This window comes from Ketobacter alkanivorans, assembly GCF_002863865.1.
Lineage (GTDB): Bacteria > Pseudomonadota > Gammaproteobacteria > Pseudomonadales > Ketobacteraceae > Ketobacter > Ketobacter alkanivorans.
The window spans coordinates 2,723,867-2,740,866 of the sequence record NZ_CP022684.1 but is presented as its reverse complement, the minus strand read 5'-3'; the positions used below and the strand labels follow the sequence as shown (position 1 = coordinate 2,740,866).

Genomic DNA, 17,000 nt, shown 5'->3' with positions numbered 1-17,000 from the left:
CATAGCAATGCAACATTAAGGAAATTACAACACACCACTCCGAAGTTACTGCAACTCGGCAATATCCGCGATATCCAGAAACAGGTCATGCAACTGTTTCAACAAGGCCAGTCGGTTATTACGAACAGCGATGTCTTCAACGTTGACCATAACCTTTTCGAAAAACGCATCCACCGGCTCCCGTAAGGCAGCCAGCGACTGCAGGCGATCAGGGTAATCCATGCGTTGGTCGCTCATGTGCAATGCAACAGCGCTGGCCAGTGTTTGCTCTTCCTGATCCTGCAACAGCTGCTGGTTGAGTTCAGGAAGCGGTTCGCTCTGATCTCGCTTGGACAGAATGTTACCCACACGTTTATTGGCAGCGGCAAGCGCTTCTGCCTGGGGAAGCTGTTTGAATGCCTGAACGGCCTTAGCGCGTTTATAAAAATCCAATGGTTGTGTTCGGTTAACGGCCAGCACAGCTTTAATGATATCAATGCTGATACCCTCTTCCACAAACCAGGTTTGATAACGCCCGTTCATAAAATTGAGGAAGTCCGTTTGCACATCGGCGTTGGTAAGTTTACCGCCATAGGCTGCGATAGCTTCAGATGCCAGCTCAACCAAATCCAGCGCTAATTCTTTGCCAACGATAATGCGCAATGCGCCTAATGCAGCACGACGTAACGCAAAGGGATCTTTATCACCGGTAGGGTGTTTGCCAATACCCAATATACCAATCAGTGTATCAACTTTCTCGGCAACGGCGACGGCTTGACCGGTAACAGTTGAAGGCAGTGCATCACCTGCAAAGCGAGGTTGGTACTGCTCGTTCAATGCCAATGCCACTTCATCGTGCTCGCCATCGTGACGCGCATAATAAGTTCCCATGATGCCCTGCAGTTCGGGGAACTCACCCACCATCTCAGTGGATAAATCACATTTTGAAAGCAAGCCCGCCCTTTCTGCCAATTGAGCATCCGAGCCCAGCGTTCTGGCAATGTAGCCGGCAAGCTTGGCAACACGGGCGGCCTTATCATAGACACTGCCCAACTCGGCTTGAAACACCACATTTTGTAAACGTTGATTGTGAGATTCCAATGTGTTCTTTTTGTCCTGCTTGAAAAAGAATTCAGCATCATTCAAGCGGGGGCGAACCACCTTTTCATTACCTTCAACAATGAATTCAGGCTGGGTACTTTCCAAGTTGGCTACAGTAATAAAGCGTGGCAACAGTTTTTGATTGGCATCCAGTAAACAGAAATACTTTTGATTATCCTGCATGGTTAAAATCAATGCTTCCTGCGGCACCGCCAAAAAACGCTCCTCAAAGGAACACACCAACGGTACAGGCCATTCCACCAACGCGGTTACTTCATCCAGCAGCTCGTCGGGAACAATGGCAATGCCATTTTCCTTGGCTGCCAATTCGTGTACGCGTTTTTGAATTAACGTTCGGCGCTCTTCAAAATCGGCAATAACCCAGGCGGCCCGCATATCTTCGAGATAATTGGCAGGCGCACTGATGCGTACTTTTTCTGGATGATGAAAGCGATGGCCCCGTGATTCGTGACCAGCCTTCTGCGCGAGTATTTCGCACTCTACAACGTCGTTGCCTAACAGCATCACCAGCCACTGTGTGGGCCGAACAAACTCAACCCGGGATGCACCCCAACGCATACGCTTTGGAATAGGCAAATCATTCAATGATTGTGCAACGATGTCGGGTAACAAATCTTTCGCCGGGTTACCTTTTACTTCCTGAACGTAGCGAAGCTTGGCACCGGAGCGATCCAGCTGATCAACCTCGACACCATTCTTTCTGGCAAAGCCCAAGGCCGCTTTGGTGGGTTGACCGTCTGCGTCAAACGCCGCTTTTACCGGCGGGCCATCAATATTCTGTATGCAATCCGGCTGTTGTGTAGACAGTGCCTTGACCAGCACGGCCAATCGCCGTGGCGCGGCGTAGGCATGTACATCGCCGTGGGGCAAACCCGCGCTGGCCAGACCTTTTACAATGCCGTCACAGAAACTCTGTGAAAGTTTTTTCAGTGCTTTGGGTGGCAGCTCTTCAGTGCCCAACTCTACCAGAAAATCCTGAGTGCTCATGCTGCGTCCTCCTGGGCCAGTTTGGCCAACACTTCATCCCGCAGTGTGGCGGGGGCCATGGGGAAGCCGAGTTTGGCACGTGCCTTCAGATAGCTCTTGGCGATATTGCGTGCCAGGGTGCGTACTCGCAAAATATACCGTTGGCGCTCGGTGACCGAGATGGCGCGGCGGGCATCCAGCAGGTTGAAGGTATGAGACGCTTTAACCACCATTTCATAAGCGGGCAGCGGCAGTTCTTTTTCCATCAGGTTCAGGGATTCCGCTTCATAGTAATCGAACAATTCAAACAGCTTGGCTACGTTGGCGTGTTCAAAGTTGTAGGTGGACATCTCCACCTCATTTTGATGAAACACGTCGCCGTAGGTTACTTTACCGAAGGGGCCGTCGGTCCAGACCAGATCGTAAACAGAGTCTACCCCTTGCAGGTACATGCACAGCCGCTCAAGACCGTAGGTGATCTCACCGGTGACGGGATAACACTCTACCCCACCCACCTGTTGAAAATAGGTGAACTGAGTGACCTCCATCCCGTTGAGCCAAACCTCCCAACCCAAGCCCCAGGCACCCAAGGTGGGGGATTCCCAGTTATCTTCCACAAAGCGCACGTCATGGGCGTTGGTGTCGATCCCCAGCAGTCGCAGGGATTCCAGATACAGATCCTGGATGTTGGAAGGAGATGGTTTCAGCACCACCTGGAACTGATAATAGTGCTGTAATCGATTCGGGTTCTCACCATAGCGACCATCGGTGGGACGGCGGCTGGGCTGTACATAGGCGGCGTTCCAGGTTTCCGGCCCGATGGCCCGCAGGAAGGTGGCGGTATGAAAGGTGCCGGCCCCCATCTCCATATCATAGGGCTGAATCACCACGCAGCCCTGGGAAGCCCAGAAGTTCTGCAGGGTGAGGATCAATTCCTGAAAAGTCAGGGCCTGTTTGGGGCCGGATGCGTTCTGTTCGCTCATGGAAAACCTTGATCGTGAAGTGCTCGAATTCAAAAGGCGCCTATTATAGCCTGATTAGCGTTAAAGCTTCGATACTTGCATTGTCTGCGATGGAACAGCCGCAGCCTTTGCGTGAGTACGGCCTGTAAATCCAGAAATACCAAAAACTACTGCAACTTTTATGGCGCTTGCTGCGTATTTAAAGGTAACAACCCATAAAATTAAGGTATTCATCATGACCGCCCAACTATTTGGCTTAAATTCGTATCAAAATCATACAAGAAAAGAAATGGGCTTTACTAATTTTCAATGGACACTCAACGGTGCTGTAGCACGGGCTTCGCAGCCTGGTTATACGTCGAATGACAGCAAGCATGCCCTGGGGCCCGTAGAAATCACCTATCTGAAGTCCAAGGGCATCAATTGTGTCATCAGTGCTAACCATTACGATATTCCCAAGGTTGGAAGAACGTTGCTGAATAACGCGAATATCAGTCATCATCATTACCAGGTTGGCGATTACCAACCACCTAGTGTTTTTCAGCTACAGAATGCGGCGAACGTAATCGATGCAGCGATCAATGCCGGGGGCGCTGTGTTGGTTTATTGCGGCTATGGCCAAGGCCGAACCGGAACCTTTGTGGCTGGTTGGGCAATGCAAAAATACCTGACTGCACACCCGGCTGCCGATATAAACGGTATGTGTAATATGGCCTTTTTAAGAGACAATTTTGGAGTGGAGAACTTCTTACAAGTGAATGCGGTCAGGGCATCGGCTGCGTTAGCACCGGCAACTGCTCCTGCTCCCGCCCCGATGTTCGGTAGCGGGCCGATAAACCTTGGTATGCCAGACAACATGAGCTCTGGGCCCAAGTTCTCCAGCTTCGGCAGCGACATTAGCTGGTAACGCCATTAACCTACTGCGGTAGAAACAGACTGACGCAGGCGCCGGACAGACGATCACTTTTACCCAGTTCGACCCGGCCCTGCTTTTCCCCTTCCTGATGCTGACTGATCAGGCGCTGGGCGAAAAACAAACCCAGTCCAGTAGATTGACTATCGCTTTTGATTTGCCCTTGCGAGAAATCTGTTTCCAGCATGGATGCCGGAAAGCCGGGGCCATCGTCGTGAACCTGTATCCGTAGATAATAGTCATCCACATAATCAGCGCTCAGAAGAATAGTTTTGGCGCCCTCTTTCACCGCATTGTAGATTGTCGTATCCAGCACGATATTGACGACACCGGCGTCGAAAAAACCATCCAATTCCTCATCACTGTCGTAGCTTAAATTCAGGTGGTGGGCGCGAATGGTGTTGGCATGGCGGGCCACTTTCTCTTCCAGAAAATCAACCAGAAACTGCTGATCCTGATTGATCAGGTTATCGCCCTCCAGGGTTTTATAACTGGCCAACACCCGTACCAATTCAGCGCCGATGAATTCTGCCTCGCTCTTAATCTGCTCTGCGCTTTGATTCAGGCTTTCATCCAAAGGCAATGCTGCCAGCAACTGATCCAGTTGCGAAAACACCAGCCCAAAGCGATTTTTGATTTCGTGGATAGAAGCAGCGAGTAGCTGATCAGCCAGTTGCGGATTGTTCGTCATCAGGTTGTTGCTCGGCCCATTGCAGTCGGAGTTTTTCCAGCGAGGGGTAACGGGGATCGCCACTGTCCATGTTCTGCAGCAGATTAAACAGCTCGTTGGCCTGACCCAGGTAATCAGACGAACGCTCCCCCTGCTTGTATAAATTGACAATGGCTTTCAGCGCGTCCAGTTGGCAGTCAACGTCGGCACAGGGCAGGCGTGTGGCTTTGTACAACACTTCCCAGGCCTCTTCATATTCCTTAATACTCAGCAGTTCACTGCCACGCCGTTTCAGCAATTCCAGCCGAGCTTCCGGTATCTTCGACAGATGAAAATCAAGAATGCCATAGTACTTTGTTTGCAGACGCCGATTACCGCCGATTTTTTTCAAAATATCATCGCCATAGGCTTGGGCCTCTGGCTCATCTTCGAACTGTAGCTTGGCCACCAGTACATCCAGCTGATCATCCAACGACAGAGCGCTGCTGTCTTTGATCATGGTACTAACCGCACGGTAGGCCATCTTGCCTTCCAGCGTTTTACCGCTGTTAAATAGAGTTTGAGCTTCCACCAATCCACATTTCACCATTTGGGAAAGGCTCAGATGGAATTCTGTTTTGGCGGATTCCACCAAACCAAAGGCTTCGCTGATGGCGATCTTTTGATCACGCATACTGCCATGCTTGATCTTGGGTTGAAGCGCCTTAGCATATCGAATCAGGTTATCGGCATTTTTGAATACCGAGTTCTTCGACAAACCGGTGGCTTTGCGGCAACCTTTGTACATGGCTTCCATATCACCATTCAGCTCCGCCAACCTGGCCAGTTCCTGCTGCCGTAATACGGATTTAGGGGATTCTGCGATGGCTTGTTCCAGCACTTTTTGAGCGGCTTTGAATTTACCCTGGGATTCCAATACTTTGGAAAGCCAGTCAAAGGCTTCGACATACTTGGAACGGGTTTGGGCCAGACTCTCCAACAATTTTTGGGCTTCATCGTAGTTGCCCTGAAAATATTCCACCTTACCCATGCCCAGCACCGCCCAGGCGACGCGCTTGATGCCCAGTACGGTGTCGTAAATGTCCTTGGCTTCGTCGAAGCGCTTTTCGCTGATCAGTAGTTTGCCCTTAATGCGGTAGGCCGGAAGCGCGAACTTAGGTTTCTCCACCGCCAAGCGGTTACAGGCCTCTAACGCGCCATTGATGTCTTTCTTATCAATGGCAAGATTGATTTCCCGGTACACATCTTTGGTGCGAATGATCCGATTCAAGCGGGTGCGCAGGATTTCCAACGTAACCGGTTTGGTGATGTAGCCATCGGGCTCATATTCCAAGGCGCCCATTACCATTTCGACGGTCTGGGCTGCGGTAACCATAATATAAACAGTGGAGGCGGGGATAAGCCCGGAGTGACGAACCTCTTCCAGAATCTGCTGGCCATCCTTACCCCGGCCCAATTCATAATCAGAGAACACGATGTGATAGCGATTCATTGCCAACTTGGCGAGCGCATCTTCACCGTTATTCACAGTCTCCATGGACTGGACACCCATATTGGCCAACATGGATTTCATGGAGGAACGCATCTCTGCCAGATCTTCAATGATCAGCACGTTCTTCTTATGGTAGGGGATAAGATCCAACGCCATGGGATTACCAGTACACCATCCTGTGTTTTAAGCTTATACACTAAGTGTAGGAGTTTTGGCGCGGTGTGCCAGCAGGAGTCGTAACAGTAAATATAGCTATATAAAACAGTAGGTTAACTTGTATATAAGGTAATGAAATAGTTGCAGCACACCGATAGAAGTGTGCTGCAGTGGGTTAAAAGCTGATCTGGATGGATACACTACTCTGCTAATAGCAAATATACATCGCCGTCTTGGGTAACTTGCACTTCACACTGGGGAATCCCTGGCACGGACTGTGATATGGCGTCCCAGGCATCGCGAATAGCCGATTCCACCTGGCCATCCACATAGTTGACCAGGCTGAGGCTGAGTATTTCCTGCGCCAGGACGGAATCTGCAGATACAGAGAAGTTTTCCGTGCTGATGATTAACTCGTTGGTACCGCATTCCACCAGCAAATCAAAATTGATGTCTACGTTAGGGTGTAGATTGCCTAAATCCAGAATACTGACATCGGCTAACAGGTTCAGATCCACATTCAGGCGATCACATTGATTAGCGCTGTTGCAGACAGGGGTAATAGAGATGGGGGTATCATAATAACCGTCGCGCCAGCTAAGTTCATTGAAATACATTTTATGGCCGATCATGCCAGACAGGCGGGATACCAGCTCAGTATTTCTAATGCCGAAGGTACCCAACAGACTCAGAGCAATATCCTCGTCATAGCTATGCCATGCGTTGGCAGTACGCAGCGTTGAGCGGTCAAAACTCAACATATCAAAACCGGGAAATAAACTCGGCATTATCTGGCAGTCTGAACTGGCGCTGGAGTAATCTTTCACAAACACCTCAATACCGTTCACCAGCAGCTTAACGGATTTGATACACCAGTCGTCAGTGCCTTGTTTGTAAAGGGATAGAGTATTGATGTCACTCATTTGTGACAGGCCGGTCAGGTTAAGATCAACGGTATGCGTCGTAACACGGCTAAAATCCGAAAATGGATAATCCACCACTGTGAGATTGCCGTGTGGATATTCGTTCACAGACGAGGAATTCATGCGCACCCACACCTGGTCGTTGGTACCGCTATGCACACCGGCACCGGTTTCAACCGCCAGCTGCACTCGCCATACCGAATTTTCATTACCATCATAGGTATAGGCGCATTTGATTTTTGAATAGCTATTGCCCATTGCGTTAAACGCAGCGCCACGGAAGCAATAGCGAGTATCCGGTTTCAGCCCCCAACGGGTATCAGAGATGGACTGGTATGAGTGCAAAGGTCCGCTACTGCGAACGGTGACCCATTGATTACTGGAGTTGCGCATCTGGATAAAGTAACCGTCTTCTTCGTTTGAGCTGTCCTTCATGCTCAAGCTCAGCGATATAGAACTGCGTGATACGGAAAGGGTGGGTGCTGCCGGTAGCCCCAAGTCGGGTGGTGTGGTGGGATCTGTATTGACCGGAGCAAGGGCATGGCTATTAGTAGTCAAGCCGATGGATGCGCAAAGCATCGCGCCGGTTATGCATTTAATGAAGTTGAAATGAACAAATTTCATGTTTTGCCTCCATGAAAGAATAAAGCGTAGGAAGTGTCATCAAGAGTCGATACTGGTGATTCGCTTTGATGGAGGCATGATAGGGGGGCAGGGATTAAGGTTCTAATCCCAAAACCGTAGTAACCAACTACGGTTTGAGTAGTAGTTAACTACGTAATCAGTAGTAACGATGCAGGTGTTAAAAATCGATGGTTTTAGCAATGCGCTCGGTTTGTTTCGCCATAAAAAGATCGATCTCAGCCTGCCGATTGTTAGAAGGCATTTCGCCTTCGTTGTAGCGACACATTTCCATGGCTAATCGTTTGGCGCGCTCAGCCTGATCGCCTTCCTCCAGACGGGATGCAATACGATAGAGCTGTAAAGCGCAGAGTTCATATTGGGAGCGGGCGTCTTCGGTGTTCACCCCTTCCTCCCAAAACTTTTGCTCAATTTGCAACATGGGCCGGAAGCGTTTGGCACTGCGGGCGCTTTCGTAACCATCCTGCCAGGCGTTAGCCAAAATGGATTCATCGAAGGGGTTATCGCGATCAGCGTCGGGATCGTATTCAGAATCCCCCAGATCATAGGCGATGTGCTCCGCTTTGAGCCGGGCGATTTTCATTTCATCCACGTTGTCGGATTGGTATTTGGCCAGCATCAACTGCGCTTGGGCGTTGCAGACTTGCAGGGCACGATGGGCGGAGTTGGCGATGGTTTGATTGAGGCGCACAGTGTTAAATGTTTTGGTATCGGCCGCATTAAACAGATCACCCTGATCGGAAAACAGGCTCAAGTCCTCAATTTCAATGACCGATTCCGGCTCATTCAGCGCTTGTGCTTCCACGTGATCTGCTCCCATCTGCTGATCGTTTCATTAATACTACCAATGATACCTGAATAATGCAGGTAACGATTACGTTGGCTACCGTGGCAGTTCCAGAATCACCTTCCCGATGGTCTGGTTACTGGCCACCAATGCGAAGGCAGCGTCGGCTTCCTCTATGGGGAAGCGGCTGTGGATTATAGGTTTGATTGCGCCCGAGTCAAACAGTGGCCAAATCCGCTGTTTCAGCTGGGTAATGATCTCTGCTTTGCTGGAGTCGTCTCGGCTGCGCAGGGTCGACCCCACCACGCGAATCCGTTTCACCAGCAAACGGCCAATATCCAGCGGTGCGCTGCGGCCCCCCATCAGGCCTATGATCACCAAACTGCCATCGGTATCCAGGCATCTTACGTTTTGCTCAAGATAGTTGCCGCCAACTGGATCAAGTATTGCCGAGACACCGGACTTGCCCGCCCAGGTCTTGACTGCATTTTCAAATTCACCATCGCTGCGTACATGGCCGCCATCGGCACCCAGTTGCAGGCAGGTATCGAGCTTGGTTTGATCTCCTACTGTGACGAATACCGGGTTGCCCATGGCTTTGCACAATTGAATGGCAGCAGTACCGACACCACTGGCGCCTGCGTGCAGCAGCGCTTTTTGGCCTGGTTTTAGCTCTGCTAGCATAAACAGGTTGAGCCAGGCGGTGGCGAATACTTCAGGCAGTGCAGCAGCATCGCTAAAGCTGAATCCAGCAGGAATGGGCAATACATGATCAGCGTGACAGACCACAGTTTCTGCATAGCCGCCCCCGGCCAGCAGAGCGCAAACCCGATCGCCCACCTGCCATTGAGTTACGGCATCGCCCACGGCGCTGATTTCACCGGCGCATTCCAGCCCTAATACAGCGCTGGCTCCCGGTGGTGGTGGATACAAACCGGCCCGTTGCATCAGATCGGCTCGATTAACCGCCGTGGCGTGCACTTTGATGGCTACCTGGCTTGGGCCTGGCGCGGGTTCTGAATCCAGCTGCTGCCAGCTCAGTGATTTGTCTGCTCCGATAACAATGGCTTTCATGATCAGCTTGCCTCCAACTTCAATTTTTCCTGTCGCTCTTTCTCATAGCGCACGTATTTCAACCACTGTTGAGCCTGATCGGCTCGCTGTTCATCCAGTGCGGCCTGTTCAAATGCTGCAATAGCATCGTCGTATTGTTTCAAATTCAGCAGGCTCTGACCCAGTAACAGCCACGCTGTGGTGGTGTGCTTCACCTCGCCCTTCTCCAGGCCTTTGGCTAACGCGGCGCTTGCTTCCTGCCAGCGGCCCAGTTGATACAAGGCATTACCGAGCATAATGTCCAGTTCGCCGTCTTCGGAGAGGGCGGCTGCCTGCCGCAATGGAATCAGCGCAGCCTGAAATTCACGGGCCATACTGTAGGCAGAGGCCAGAAAGCGCAAATTGCGCACATTGCGTTGCACCAATTGTTTGTGCATGCCCTCTTCGAGCATCTCGGTGGCCTTTTGCGGGGCCCCCTGGGCAAAGTAAACACTGGCTAATGACACATACTGGGATTCGCTGGTGAGTAATTCCTTGCGCTGAGCCAGAGCCAGAATGGCCAGGTAGTTATCCATTTTTTCGAGCTGGGCGTAGCTGCTGGCTAATGCCAACCAGTATTCGGGTTTAGGATACCAGGCCAACAGCAACTTAATGGTATCAATACGGTGTTTGACATCATCCATTTGCGCCAAGCTGGCTTGCAACAGGTTGAGCCAAGGCTCTAGAGGTGCTTTGCCCATGACGCGGTAGCTATCAATGGCCGTTTGCAAGTGAGAAACAGCGGATTTGAACTGCTTGATTTCATACAGGCAATGGGCGATCAGCACATGCACTTCTTCTTGATCACGGTCGGCATGCTCTAACCAGTTGCGTAAATGAGGCAATGCCTCTTTATACCGATCCATCGCCATATAGGTTTGCGCCAGAATCTTATGATTGCTTTGACTCAGGCTTTGCGGAACATCAAACTCAAACACACGCTCAAACGCTTCGGCGGCAGATTTAAGGTCGCCCTGCTCATAATGGATGTAACCTAGCATGTGCCAGATCATGGCGTTATCGTAGGGTGTATTCTCTACGTTGTTGGCAATGCCCTGAAGAATCGCCATCGAGCTATCCAGTTTTTTATCACGAAGTGCTTGTTGAGATTCAACCAGTTTTTTATAGACCAACGCGGTGAGAGTGGGCGTGTTTTCAGCCATCGCAACGCCGCCGATGCTACACGCAACAGACAACAGCAATGAGTTGAATAACCTGCGCCAAGTCATCATTTTTTCAACTTGAATCGAATGCGGTTTTGAATGCCAGATACTTCCACGGGCGTGCCTCCGATGGTGCGGGCTTTAAAGCGAAACCGCTTTACGGCATCAAGAGCAGCCTGGTCAAAAATACCCCTGGGTTCGGATTTGACCACTCTTGGATTTTTAACTTCCCCCTGGGTACCAATAGTAAATTCCACAACCACCCAGCCTTCTACCCGATCAAATAAAGCCTTGCGCGGGTATTGCGGTGGCACTCGATAAATGGGTAAGTATTCTCCATCACCCTCACCCATCGAAAACCCAGGCTCAACTGAAAAACTGTCCGTAACCGGTTGCTCAGAAATCGTAAAAGATTCCCCCGCTATATTGCTTACGGATTCCATTTGCAATTCAGCCGGTGGAGGTGGCTTAGCAGGCTGTGGTGGCGGCTCCGGTTTTGCTTGCTCCAGTTCCAAATCGCGATCTTTTTTGGAGCGAATAAAATCCACCATGTTCAGCGCACCGTTACTGCTTACGGGTACTTCACTGGTTTTAATTAACGTGATCATCAGCGCGAACAGAAACGTTACCACGCCAAACGCTATAAAAAACGCAATTATGTAGCGTCTGACGATCATTACTGATCCACTGCTGCAATGGAAATAGAATTAATACCTGCCTGCCGTGCAGCGTCCATAACCCGCACCAACTTATCATTAGTAGACTTGCGATCAGCCTGCACAATAAGCGCCCCTTGGGGGTTTTCAATATGCATTCTTTCCAGCATTGGTTTTACACTGCGATCATCGATTTGGCGGCGATCAATCCAGATCACGTCATTAGCATCGATGGCGATTTTTATGTTGGCGGTCTCCTTGGTGATGGCAGTCTTGGCTTGTGGGCGGTTTACATCAATACCGGTTTCCTTAACAAAGGAGGCAGTCACCACAAAAAATATCAGTAGGATAAATACAATATCCAGCATAGGGGTCATATCGATGCCGGTATCTTCATCTTCAGTAACGCGATAAAACGGCCGTCTCATGAGGTGATTCCTCGAGTGGACAGGGAAAGTTGATCAGCAATGGCCTGCACTTGCTTTTCGTAATAACGCAACAAGGTTCGGTATGCCATCAAACCAAAAATGGCAGATCCCATGCCTGCCATGGTGGGTAAGGTAGCCTTGGAAATACCCGATGCCATGGAGCGCGTGTTGTTCATGCCAAAGGCATTCATAACATCAAAAATTTCGATCATACCGGTTACCGTGCCCAGCAAACCAAACAATGGGCACAGGGTGATCAGGGTTTTGATAACGGGCAAGGAAAAATGCGCGTGAATACTGATGTCGGCCACCAGACGCTGACGAATTTGCTGTGCATACCAAGAGCTGCGATCATCGCGGGAAAACCACGCGTGAGTAACTCGATTGACATCTTTGGGCAGGGCAAAGCGATAATACAGAACTCGCTCACAGATCATCGTCCACATCAGCAGGGTATTGATGCCGATGGTCCACAGCACAATACCACCGGCAAAGTGGAAATCCCGCACAATGGCAAAGGCTTCCAGCACCGCCCACATTATGTGTGCTCCTGCTCCGCCCGTTCTGCTACCAAACCGGTACTCTGTTCTTCTAATACCGAGATGATGGCCTTGCTGCGGGTGCTGGCCAAGGTGTGGAAAAACACCACAGGAATAGCAACCGATAAGCCCAGTACCGTGGTGACCAACGCTTGTGAAATGCCTCCGGCCATTAATTTTGGATCACCGGTTCCGAACAGTGTAATGGTTTGAAAGGTGTTGATCATACCGGTGACGGTACCCAACAAGCCCAGCAACGGCGCGATCACGGATACGATTTTTATCAAAGTAAGGTGTTTTTCGAGAGGGCCGCGTTCCCGCAAAATGGCCTCTCCCAATTTCAGTTCCAGTGATTCCAACGGCAGGGATTTGTTCTGTTCATAGGTCAGCACAACGCGGCCCAGCGGGTTATCCCGGCGCACCTCTTTCAGGCGCATCTGATCGGCCACCTTACGGGTTGTGATGATCAAAAACATAATGCGTTCCAGCGCCAGGATCACACCGATGGCACCGATGATCAAAATGACATAACCGATAAAGCCACCCTGTTCCACCCGATCAACAAAATCTGGCGCATCCAGCAGCATATTCAACAAAGCGCCGCGGGTTGGATCAATGGCCACCGCGTTAAACCCTTCCGTACTTTGCGTGAAGTCTTCGGCGTAACCCAGCATATAACGGGCAGGTTGCCGATTCAGATCGATGACTTTACCGGTTTCGGGAATAAACTGCAGATAGCGATCACCCGACAGAAGGTTAAAGGCACCGATGCGTACTACATCTGCCATAACCGGTTGTCCTTCGGTGGTGATTACTTCCAGGTTCAGGTGTTTGATTTTGCCGGATTCGATCATCTCCCGTTGCATCTGGAACCACAGTTGTTCGATGTCGTTGATGCGCGGCAGCGTGCGGCTACTGCCTAAATGATCAGACAGTTCCTCCAGCTCCAGAAACCGGGAAGGAAACTCCACCGAGGTGATGGATTGCTGTAACTGGCCTGATACTTCTGAAGTGGAAGTTTGCAGATGTGCGAACAGTTCTTTTAATGATCCCAAACGATCTGTAAGTCGCAGGCTCAATACATCTAATTTCTTTTTGTTCTCATCGTAAGTGGCCTCTAACAGCTCACTGCGACGTTCGAGTTTTTTTCGTTCTTTAATCGCATCATCTAGCAGCGATTGCTGTTTGGATTGATCTTGCTTAAAACGCTGTTCGCGGGCGTTGTTCTCTTTGGATTGTTCGATGCGCCCTTCTTTCACCAAATCCAGTAACTCGTCAAGGGATTCGATTTCTGGTTTGGGCTGCCAGGGTGATGCAGCCTGCACAGGGGCAATCAAACCCAGGATCAGGGAACCAATCAAAGCAGAGCAGAATATAAACGCAGGTAATCGAGGGCGGCGTGAACAGAAACGTATCATCATGATCCTGCCTCCGGTGCCAAAATCGGCAACGTAAGCAGCTCCGGTGCAGCCTGTTTCTTAGCAACCTTTAAGCCCTGGCGTATATCGCGGGAATAAGCTGCACCCAGCTGTTGCCACTGTTTGGTTTCGCTATTCCAGGCACCGATTCTTTTGCCATCCAGCGATTGATACATCAACGCCACGCGGCCAACTCTTAAGAACTCAACCTCACTGGAATGATCCGCCAGCTTGAGAGTGCCACGATAGCTTTCAATAGTGTTGCCGTAATCGACTTCTACGTTATAGGCATCGATCACTTGGCGAAACTTTTCCGATAGATCCACATCGGTGCGGCCCAACGTGTGTTTAAGAAAGGCAATGCGTTCAAAACGCTCATCCAACAGAAACGGCACATCCAAACGGATAAAGGTCTCCAGTGATTTCACCATGCGGTTCAGCAAAGGGGAAAGTTGGCGCTCGATGATGGCTACATCCTGAATGGATTGCTCGGTTTCCAGCATGCTTTGTTGCTGGCGACGGATTTGCTGTTCTAGCTGTGTGTTGTAGGCGGTCAAATCCTCAATACGTTTCAGCTCCAGTTGAAAATCCTGAAACAGTTGCTGGGTTTTGCCGCTGATGGTATTGACCCGTTCCTGAGAGGCAACGGCAGATTGGATATTGGCTTTTTCACCCTCGATGATGCGATCGGTTTTATCTGCGAAAGCAAACGCCCCCGCAAACATCAGCAGGCCGGCCACCATCAGTTTGACAGAAAGTCTCATCATGATGCGTAGTACAACTCAGTTTGTGTAACTTACCTTGGCCCGCGTTTAAAAATAGCTTTTATAGGCAGGGCGATTGTTTTTGTTGTTCCCGAAGTTCCTGGGATTTCATCCATTGCAGGATGCGGCCTCCTAATTGTTGCCCAGTGGCCAACTCTGCGGCGCTCACCGCTGATCTCAATTTTTGAATATCAATACCGGTATCAAACCCGGCTTGTTCTAACATATACACTAAATCTTCTGTGGCGACGTTACCAGAGGCACCTGGTGCAAACGGGCAGCCACCCAAGCCGCCAATGGAGCTATCAAAGCGACGCACGCCCTGTGTAATGCCAGCCCATGCCATCGCCAAAGCCTGGCCTCGGGTATCATGTAAGTGCAGATTAAAGCATTCACTCCCGAATTGTTGCACAAGTGGCCCCAGAATATCATTGATCTGTTGCGGGTTTCCTGCGCCAATTGTATCGCCGATGGAAATTTCGTTGGCACCGAATTCAATCATCTCCGCTGCCAGTTGATGCACAACATCCACCGGAGTCGTGCCATCGTAAGGGCAGGCACAAGCGCCAGACACATAAGCCCGCACCTTGATATTATCTGCGTTGGCCTGGGCAATCACCTGTTGGCAGGTTTCCTTGGCTTGCAACAAACTCATGTTCAAATTGCGCATATTAAAAGTATCAGTAGAGGACAACACCACCGCCACCGATGTTACTCCATGCTCAATGGCCCGCTGATACCCCTTCATATTGGGTACCAATGCAGACACCTCCACCGCAGATTGGCTGACCAATGGGCCCAATCCTGCCAGCACATCCACAGCATCTGCCATTTGCGGTACCGCTTTCGGGTGAACAAACGCCACTGCTTCCAGATAGCTCACCCCGGCATCCAGCAGCGTCTGGGCCATCTTGAGTTTGGCGGCAGTGGAGACAGGGTTCGGCTGATTTTGCAGGCCATCCCGCAGGCCTACCTCATTTATAAAGACTTGTTCACGCATGATGTTGTTATCGCAGCTGCTATGAATGGATTTATCAGTCGATTATACGGCAAGCAGCCAAGGGGTGATCAAGCGATAACCCCTGCACGGCGTAATTCTTCGATCTGGGCATGGGTCATATGGAGTACATCCCCCAGAATCTCACCGGTGTGCTGGCCCAGGGTTGGCGGAGGCGTAAAGGTTTGCGGCCCCGCGCCAGACAGCTTCACCGGGTTACCCGGCTGTTTTACTGTCTCGCCATTACCCAGCGGCACCTCCACCACCATATCCCGCGCCTGAATCTGCGGATCATTAAAGGCATGGGCAAAATCGTTCACCGGCGCAGCAGGAATACGGTGTTCCTTAAGCTGATCCAGCCAATATTCACAGCTTTCCTTCTCAATATGAGACTGCACCCGCTGATTGATGAAATCACGATGCTCCCAGCGCACCGGTTGAGTGACAAATTTCGGATCCATAAGCTCAGGATCGCCGAACATAGCCGCAAGTTTGTGGTAAAAGCCATCCCCCATACAAGCCAGAATCAAATAACGGGTTGTGGTTTTAAAGGTACCATAAGGTACGTGCACAAAGTGACTATTGCCCACTGCTGGGGGCTGCACCCCACTCATTAAATACATAGTGGCCATATAATTGAGCATCGACACCTGACAATCCTGCATCGATATATCCACATGCTGGCCCACGCCCTGCCCAGGCCCGGCCTGATCGCGTTGATTCAGCGCCGCCAAAATACCAATAGTGGCAAACAAACCACCACCCAGATCGCCAATGGGAATCCCCGCCCGCAGTGGCGGCGCGCCCTGCTCACCGGTGATCGACATCCCGCCCCCCATGCCCTGCGCCACCAGATCAAAGGCAGCACGATTACGATCCGGCCCGGTCTCGCCAAAGCCGGTGATAGAGCACGTAATAATCCTCGGGTTATGCTGTTTCAGCGTGTCGTAATCAATCCCCAGGCGCTTGGGCACGCCCTCACCAAAATTATTGATCACCACATCGGCCTGCTTCACCAGCTCATAGAACAGCGCCAGCCCCTGTGGGCTCTTCAGATCAATGCCCACACTCTTCTTATTGCGGCTAAGAGTAAGAAAGTAAGCGCCAACTCCGTCTATAGAGTAGTTTTCATCGTCGGCCAGCAGCTTGCGGGTGCCTTCTCCCTGCCCCGGCGGCTCCACCTTGATGCAGTTGGCCCCCATATCCGCCAACAACTGGCTGGAATAGGGTCCCGACAACATGTGGGTCAGATCCAAAATCGTAACGTGAGACAAAGCACCCATGGCATAACCTTCTAATTCGTGTTTGTTTGTATGCAATTGCCCCGAGGA

Annotated in this window: 16 protein-coding genes; 1 reads left to right on the top strand and 15 read right to left on the bottom strand. The window is 50.8% G+C overall.

The genetic code is table 11. From position 1 onward, the window contains the following. Window positions 1–45 precede the first annotated feature (45 nt). Both glyS and glyQ read right to left on the bottom strand, forming a co-directional pair. Entirely contained in the window at window positions 46–2,088 is a 2,043-nt protein-coding gene (glyS, locus tag Kalk_RS11790; protein WP_101894440.1) for a glycine--tRNA ligase subunit beta, read from the bottom strand. After that, complete coding sequence (gene glyQ / locus Kalk_RS11785; protein ID WP_101894439.1) at window positions 2,085–3,050, bottom strand: glycine--tRNA ligase subunit alpha; 966 nt, start codon at window positions 3,048–3,050, stop codon at window positions 2,085–2,087. The genes glyS and glyQ overlap by 4 nt, the downstream gene beginning before the upstream one ends. A gap of 160 nt (window positions 3,051–3,210) precedes the next feature. On the opposite strand from glyQ, the gene Kalk_RS11780 reads away from it, so the two are divergent. Continuing rightward, entirely contained in the window at window positions 3,211–3,936 is a 726-nt protein-coding gene (locus Kalk_RS11780) for a protein-tyrosine phosphatase family protein (RefSeq protein ID WP_101894438.1), read from the top strand. 10 nt (window positions 3,937–3,946) lie between these two features. On the opposite strand, the gene Kalk_RS11775 is transcribed toward Kalk_RS11780, so the two are convergent. The 13 genes from Kalk_RS11775 to Kalk_RS11715 all read right to left on the bottom strand — a co-directional run bounded on the left by Kalk_RS11775 (window position 3,947) and on the right by Kalk_RS11715 (window position 16,952). Further along, entirely contained in the window at window positions 3,947–4,633 is a 687-nt protein-coding gene (locus tag Kalk_RS11775; protein ID WP_101894437.1) for a sensor histidine kinase, read from the bottom strand. Continuing rightward, window positions 4,608–6,260, bottom strand: a complete 1,653-nt coding sequence (locus tag Kalk_RS11770; RefSeq protein ID WP_101894436.1) for a response regulator — start codon at window positions 6,258–6,260, stop codon at window positions 4,608–4,610. The genes Kalk_RS11775 and Kalk_RS11770 overlap by 26 nt, the downstream gene beginning before the upstream one ends. Window positions 6,261–6,460: 200 nt before the next feature. Further along, a complete protein-coding gene (locus Kalk_RS11765; protein WP_101894435.1) occupies window positions 6,461–7,807 on the bottom strand; it encodes a fibronectin type III domain-containing protein in 1,347 nt (448 codons plus the stop codon). A 178-nt stretch (window positions 7,808–7,985) separates the two neighbouring features. After that, window positions 7,986–8,630 (bottom strand): hypothetical protein, encoded by a 645-nt coding sequence (locus Kalk_RS11760; RefSeq protein ID WP_158643454.1) that lies wholly within the window; start codon window positions 8,628–8,630, stop codon window positions 7,986–7,988. Window positions 8,631–8,708: 78 nt separating this feature from the next. Next, entirely contained in the window at window positions 8,709–9,686 is a 978-nt protein-coding gene (locus Kalk_RS11755) for an NAD(P)H-quinone oxidoreductase (protein ID WP_101894433.1), read from the bottom strand. 2 nt (window positions 9,687–9,688) lie between these two features. Next, on the bottom strand, window positions 9,689–10,867 hold the full coding sequence (locus Kalk_RS11750; protein WP_158643453.1) for a tetratricopeptide repeat protein: 1,179 nt from the start codon (window positions 10,865–10,867) through the stop codon (window positions 9,689–9,691). A gap of 65 nt (window positions 10,868–10,932) precedes the next feature. Then, window positions 10,933–11,544, bottom strand: coding sequence for an energy transducer TonB (locus tag Kalk_RS11745; protein WP_101894431.1), 612 nt, complete (start codon window positions 11,542–11,544; stop codon window positions 10,933–10,935). Continuing rightward, entirely contained in the window at window positions 11,544–11,951 is a 408-nt protein-coding gene (locus Kalk_RS11740; protein WP_101894430.1) for an ExbD/TolR family protein, read from the bottom strand. The genes Kalk_RS11745 and Kalk_RS11740 overlap by 1 nt, the downstream gene beginning before the upstream one ends. Beyond that, on the bottom strand, window positions 11,948–12,490 hold the full coding sequence (locus Kalk_RS11735) for a MotA/TolQ/ExbB proton channel family protein (protein ID WP_101894429.1): 543 nt from the start codon (window positions 12,488–12,490) through the stop codon (window positions 11,948–11,950). Before Kalk_RS11735 ends, Kalk_RS11740 begins: the two co-directional genes overlap by 4 nt. After that, a complete protein-coding gene (locus Kalk_RS11730) occupies window positions 12,490–13,911 on the bottom strand; it encodes a MotA/TolQ/ExbB proton channel family protein (protein ID WP_101894428.1) in 1,422 nt (473 codons plus the stop codon). The genes Kalk_RS11735 and Kalk_RS11730 overlap by 1 nt, the downstream gene beginning before the upstream one ends. Then, window positions 13,908–14,675, bottom strand: a complete 768-nt coding sequence (locus Kalk_RS11725) for a DUF3450 domain-containing protein (RefSeq protein ID WP_101894427.1) — start codon at window positions 14,673–14,675, stop codon at window positions 13,908–13,910. Before Kalk_RS11725 ends, Kalk_RS11730 begins: the two co-directional genes overlap by 4 nt. A 58-nt stretch (window positions 14,676–14,733) precedes the next feature. Next, a complete protein-coding gene (locus Kalk_RS11720; RefSeq protein ID WP_101894426.1) occupies window positions 14,734–15,672 on the bottom strand; it encodes a hydroxymethylglutaryl-CoA lyase in 939 nt (312 codons plus the stop codon). A 68-nt stretch (window positions 15,673–15,740) separates the two neighbouring features. Further along, a complete protein-coding gene (locus Kalk_RS11715) occupies window positions 15,741–16,952 on the bottom strand; it encodes a CaiB/BaiF CoA transferase family protein (protein WP_101894425.1) in 1,212 nt (403 codons plus the stop codon). Window positions 16,953–17,000: the final 48 nt, after the last annotated feature.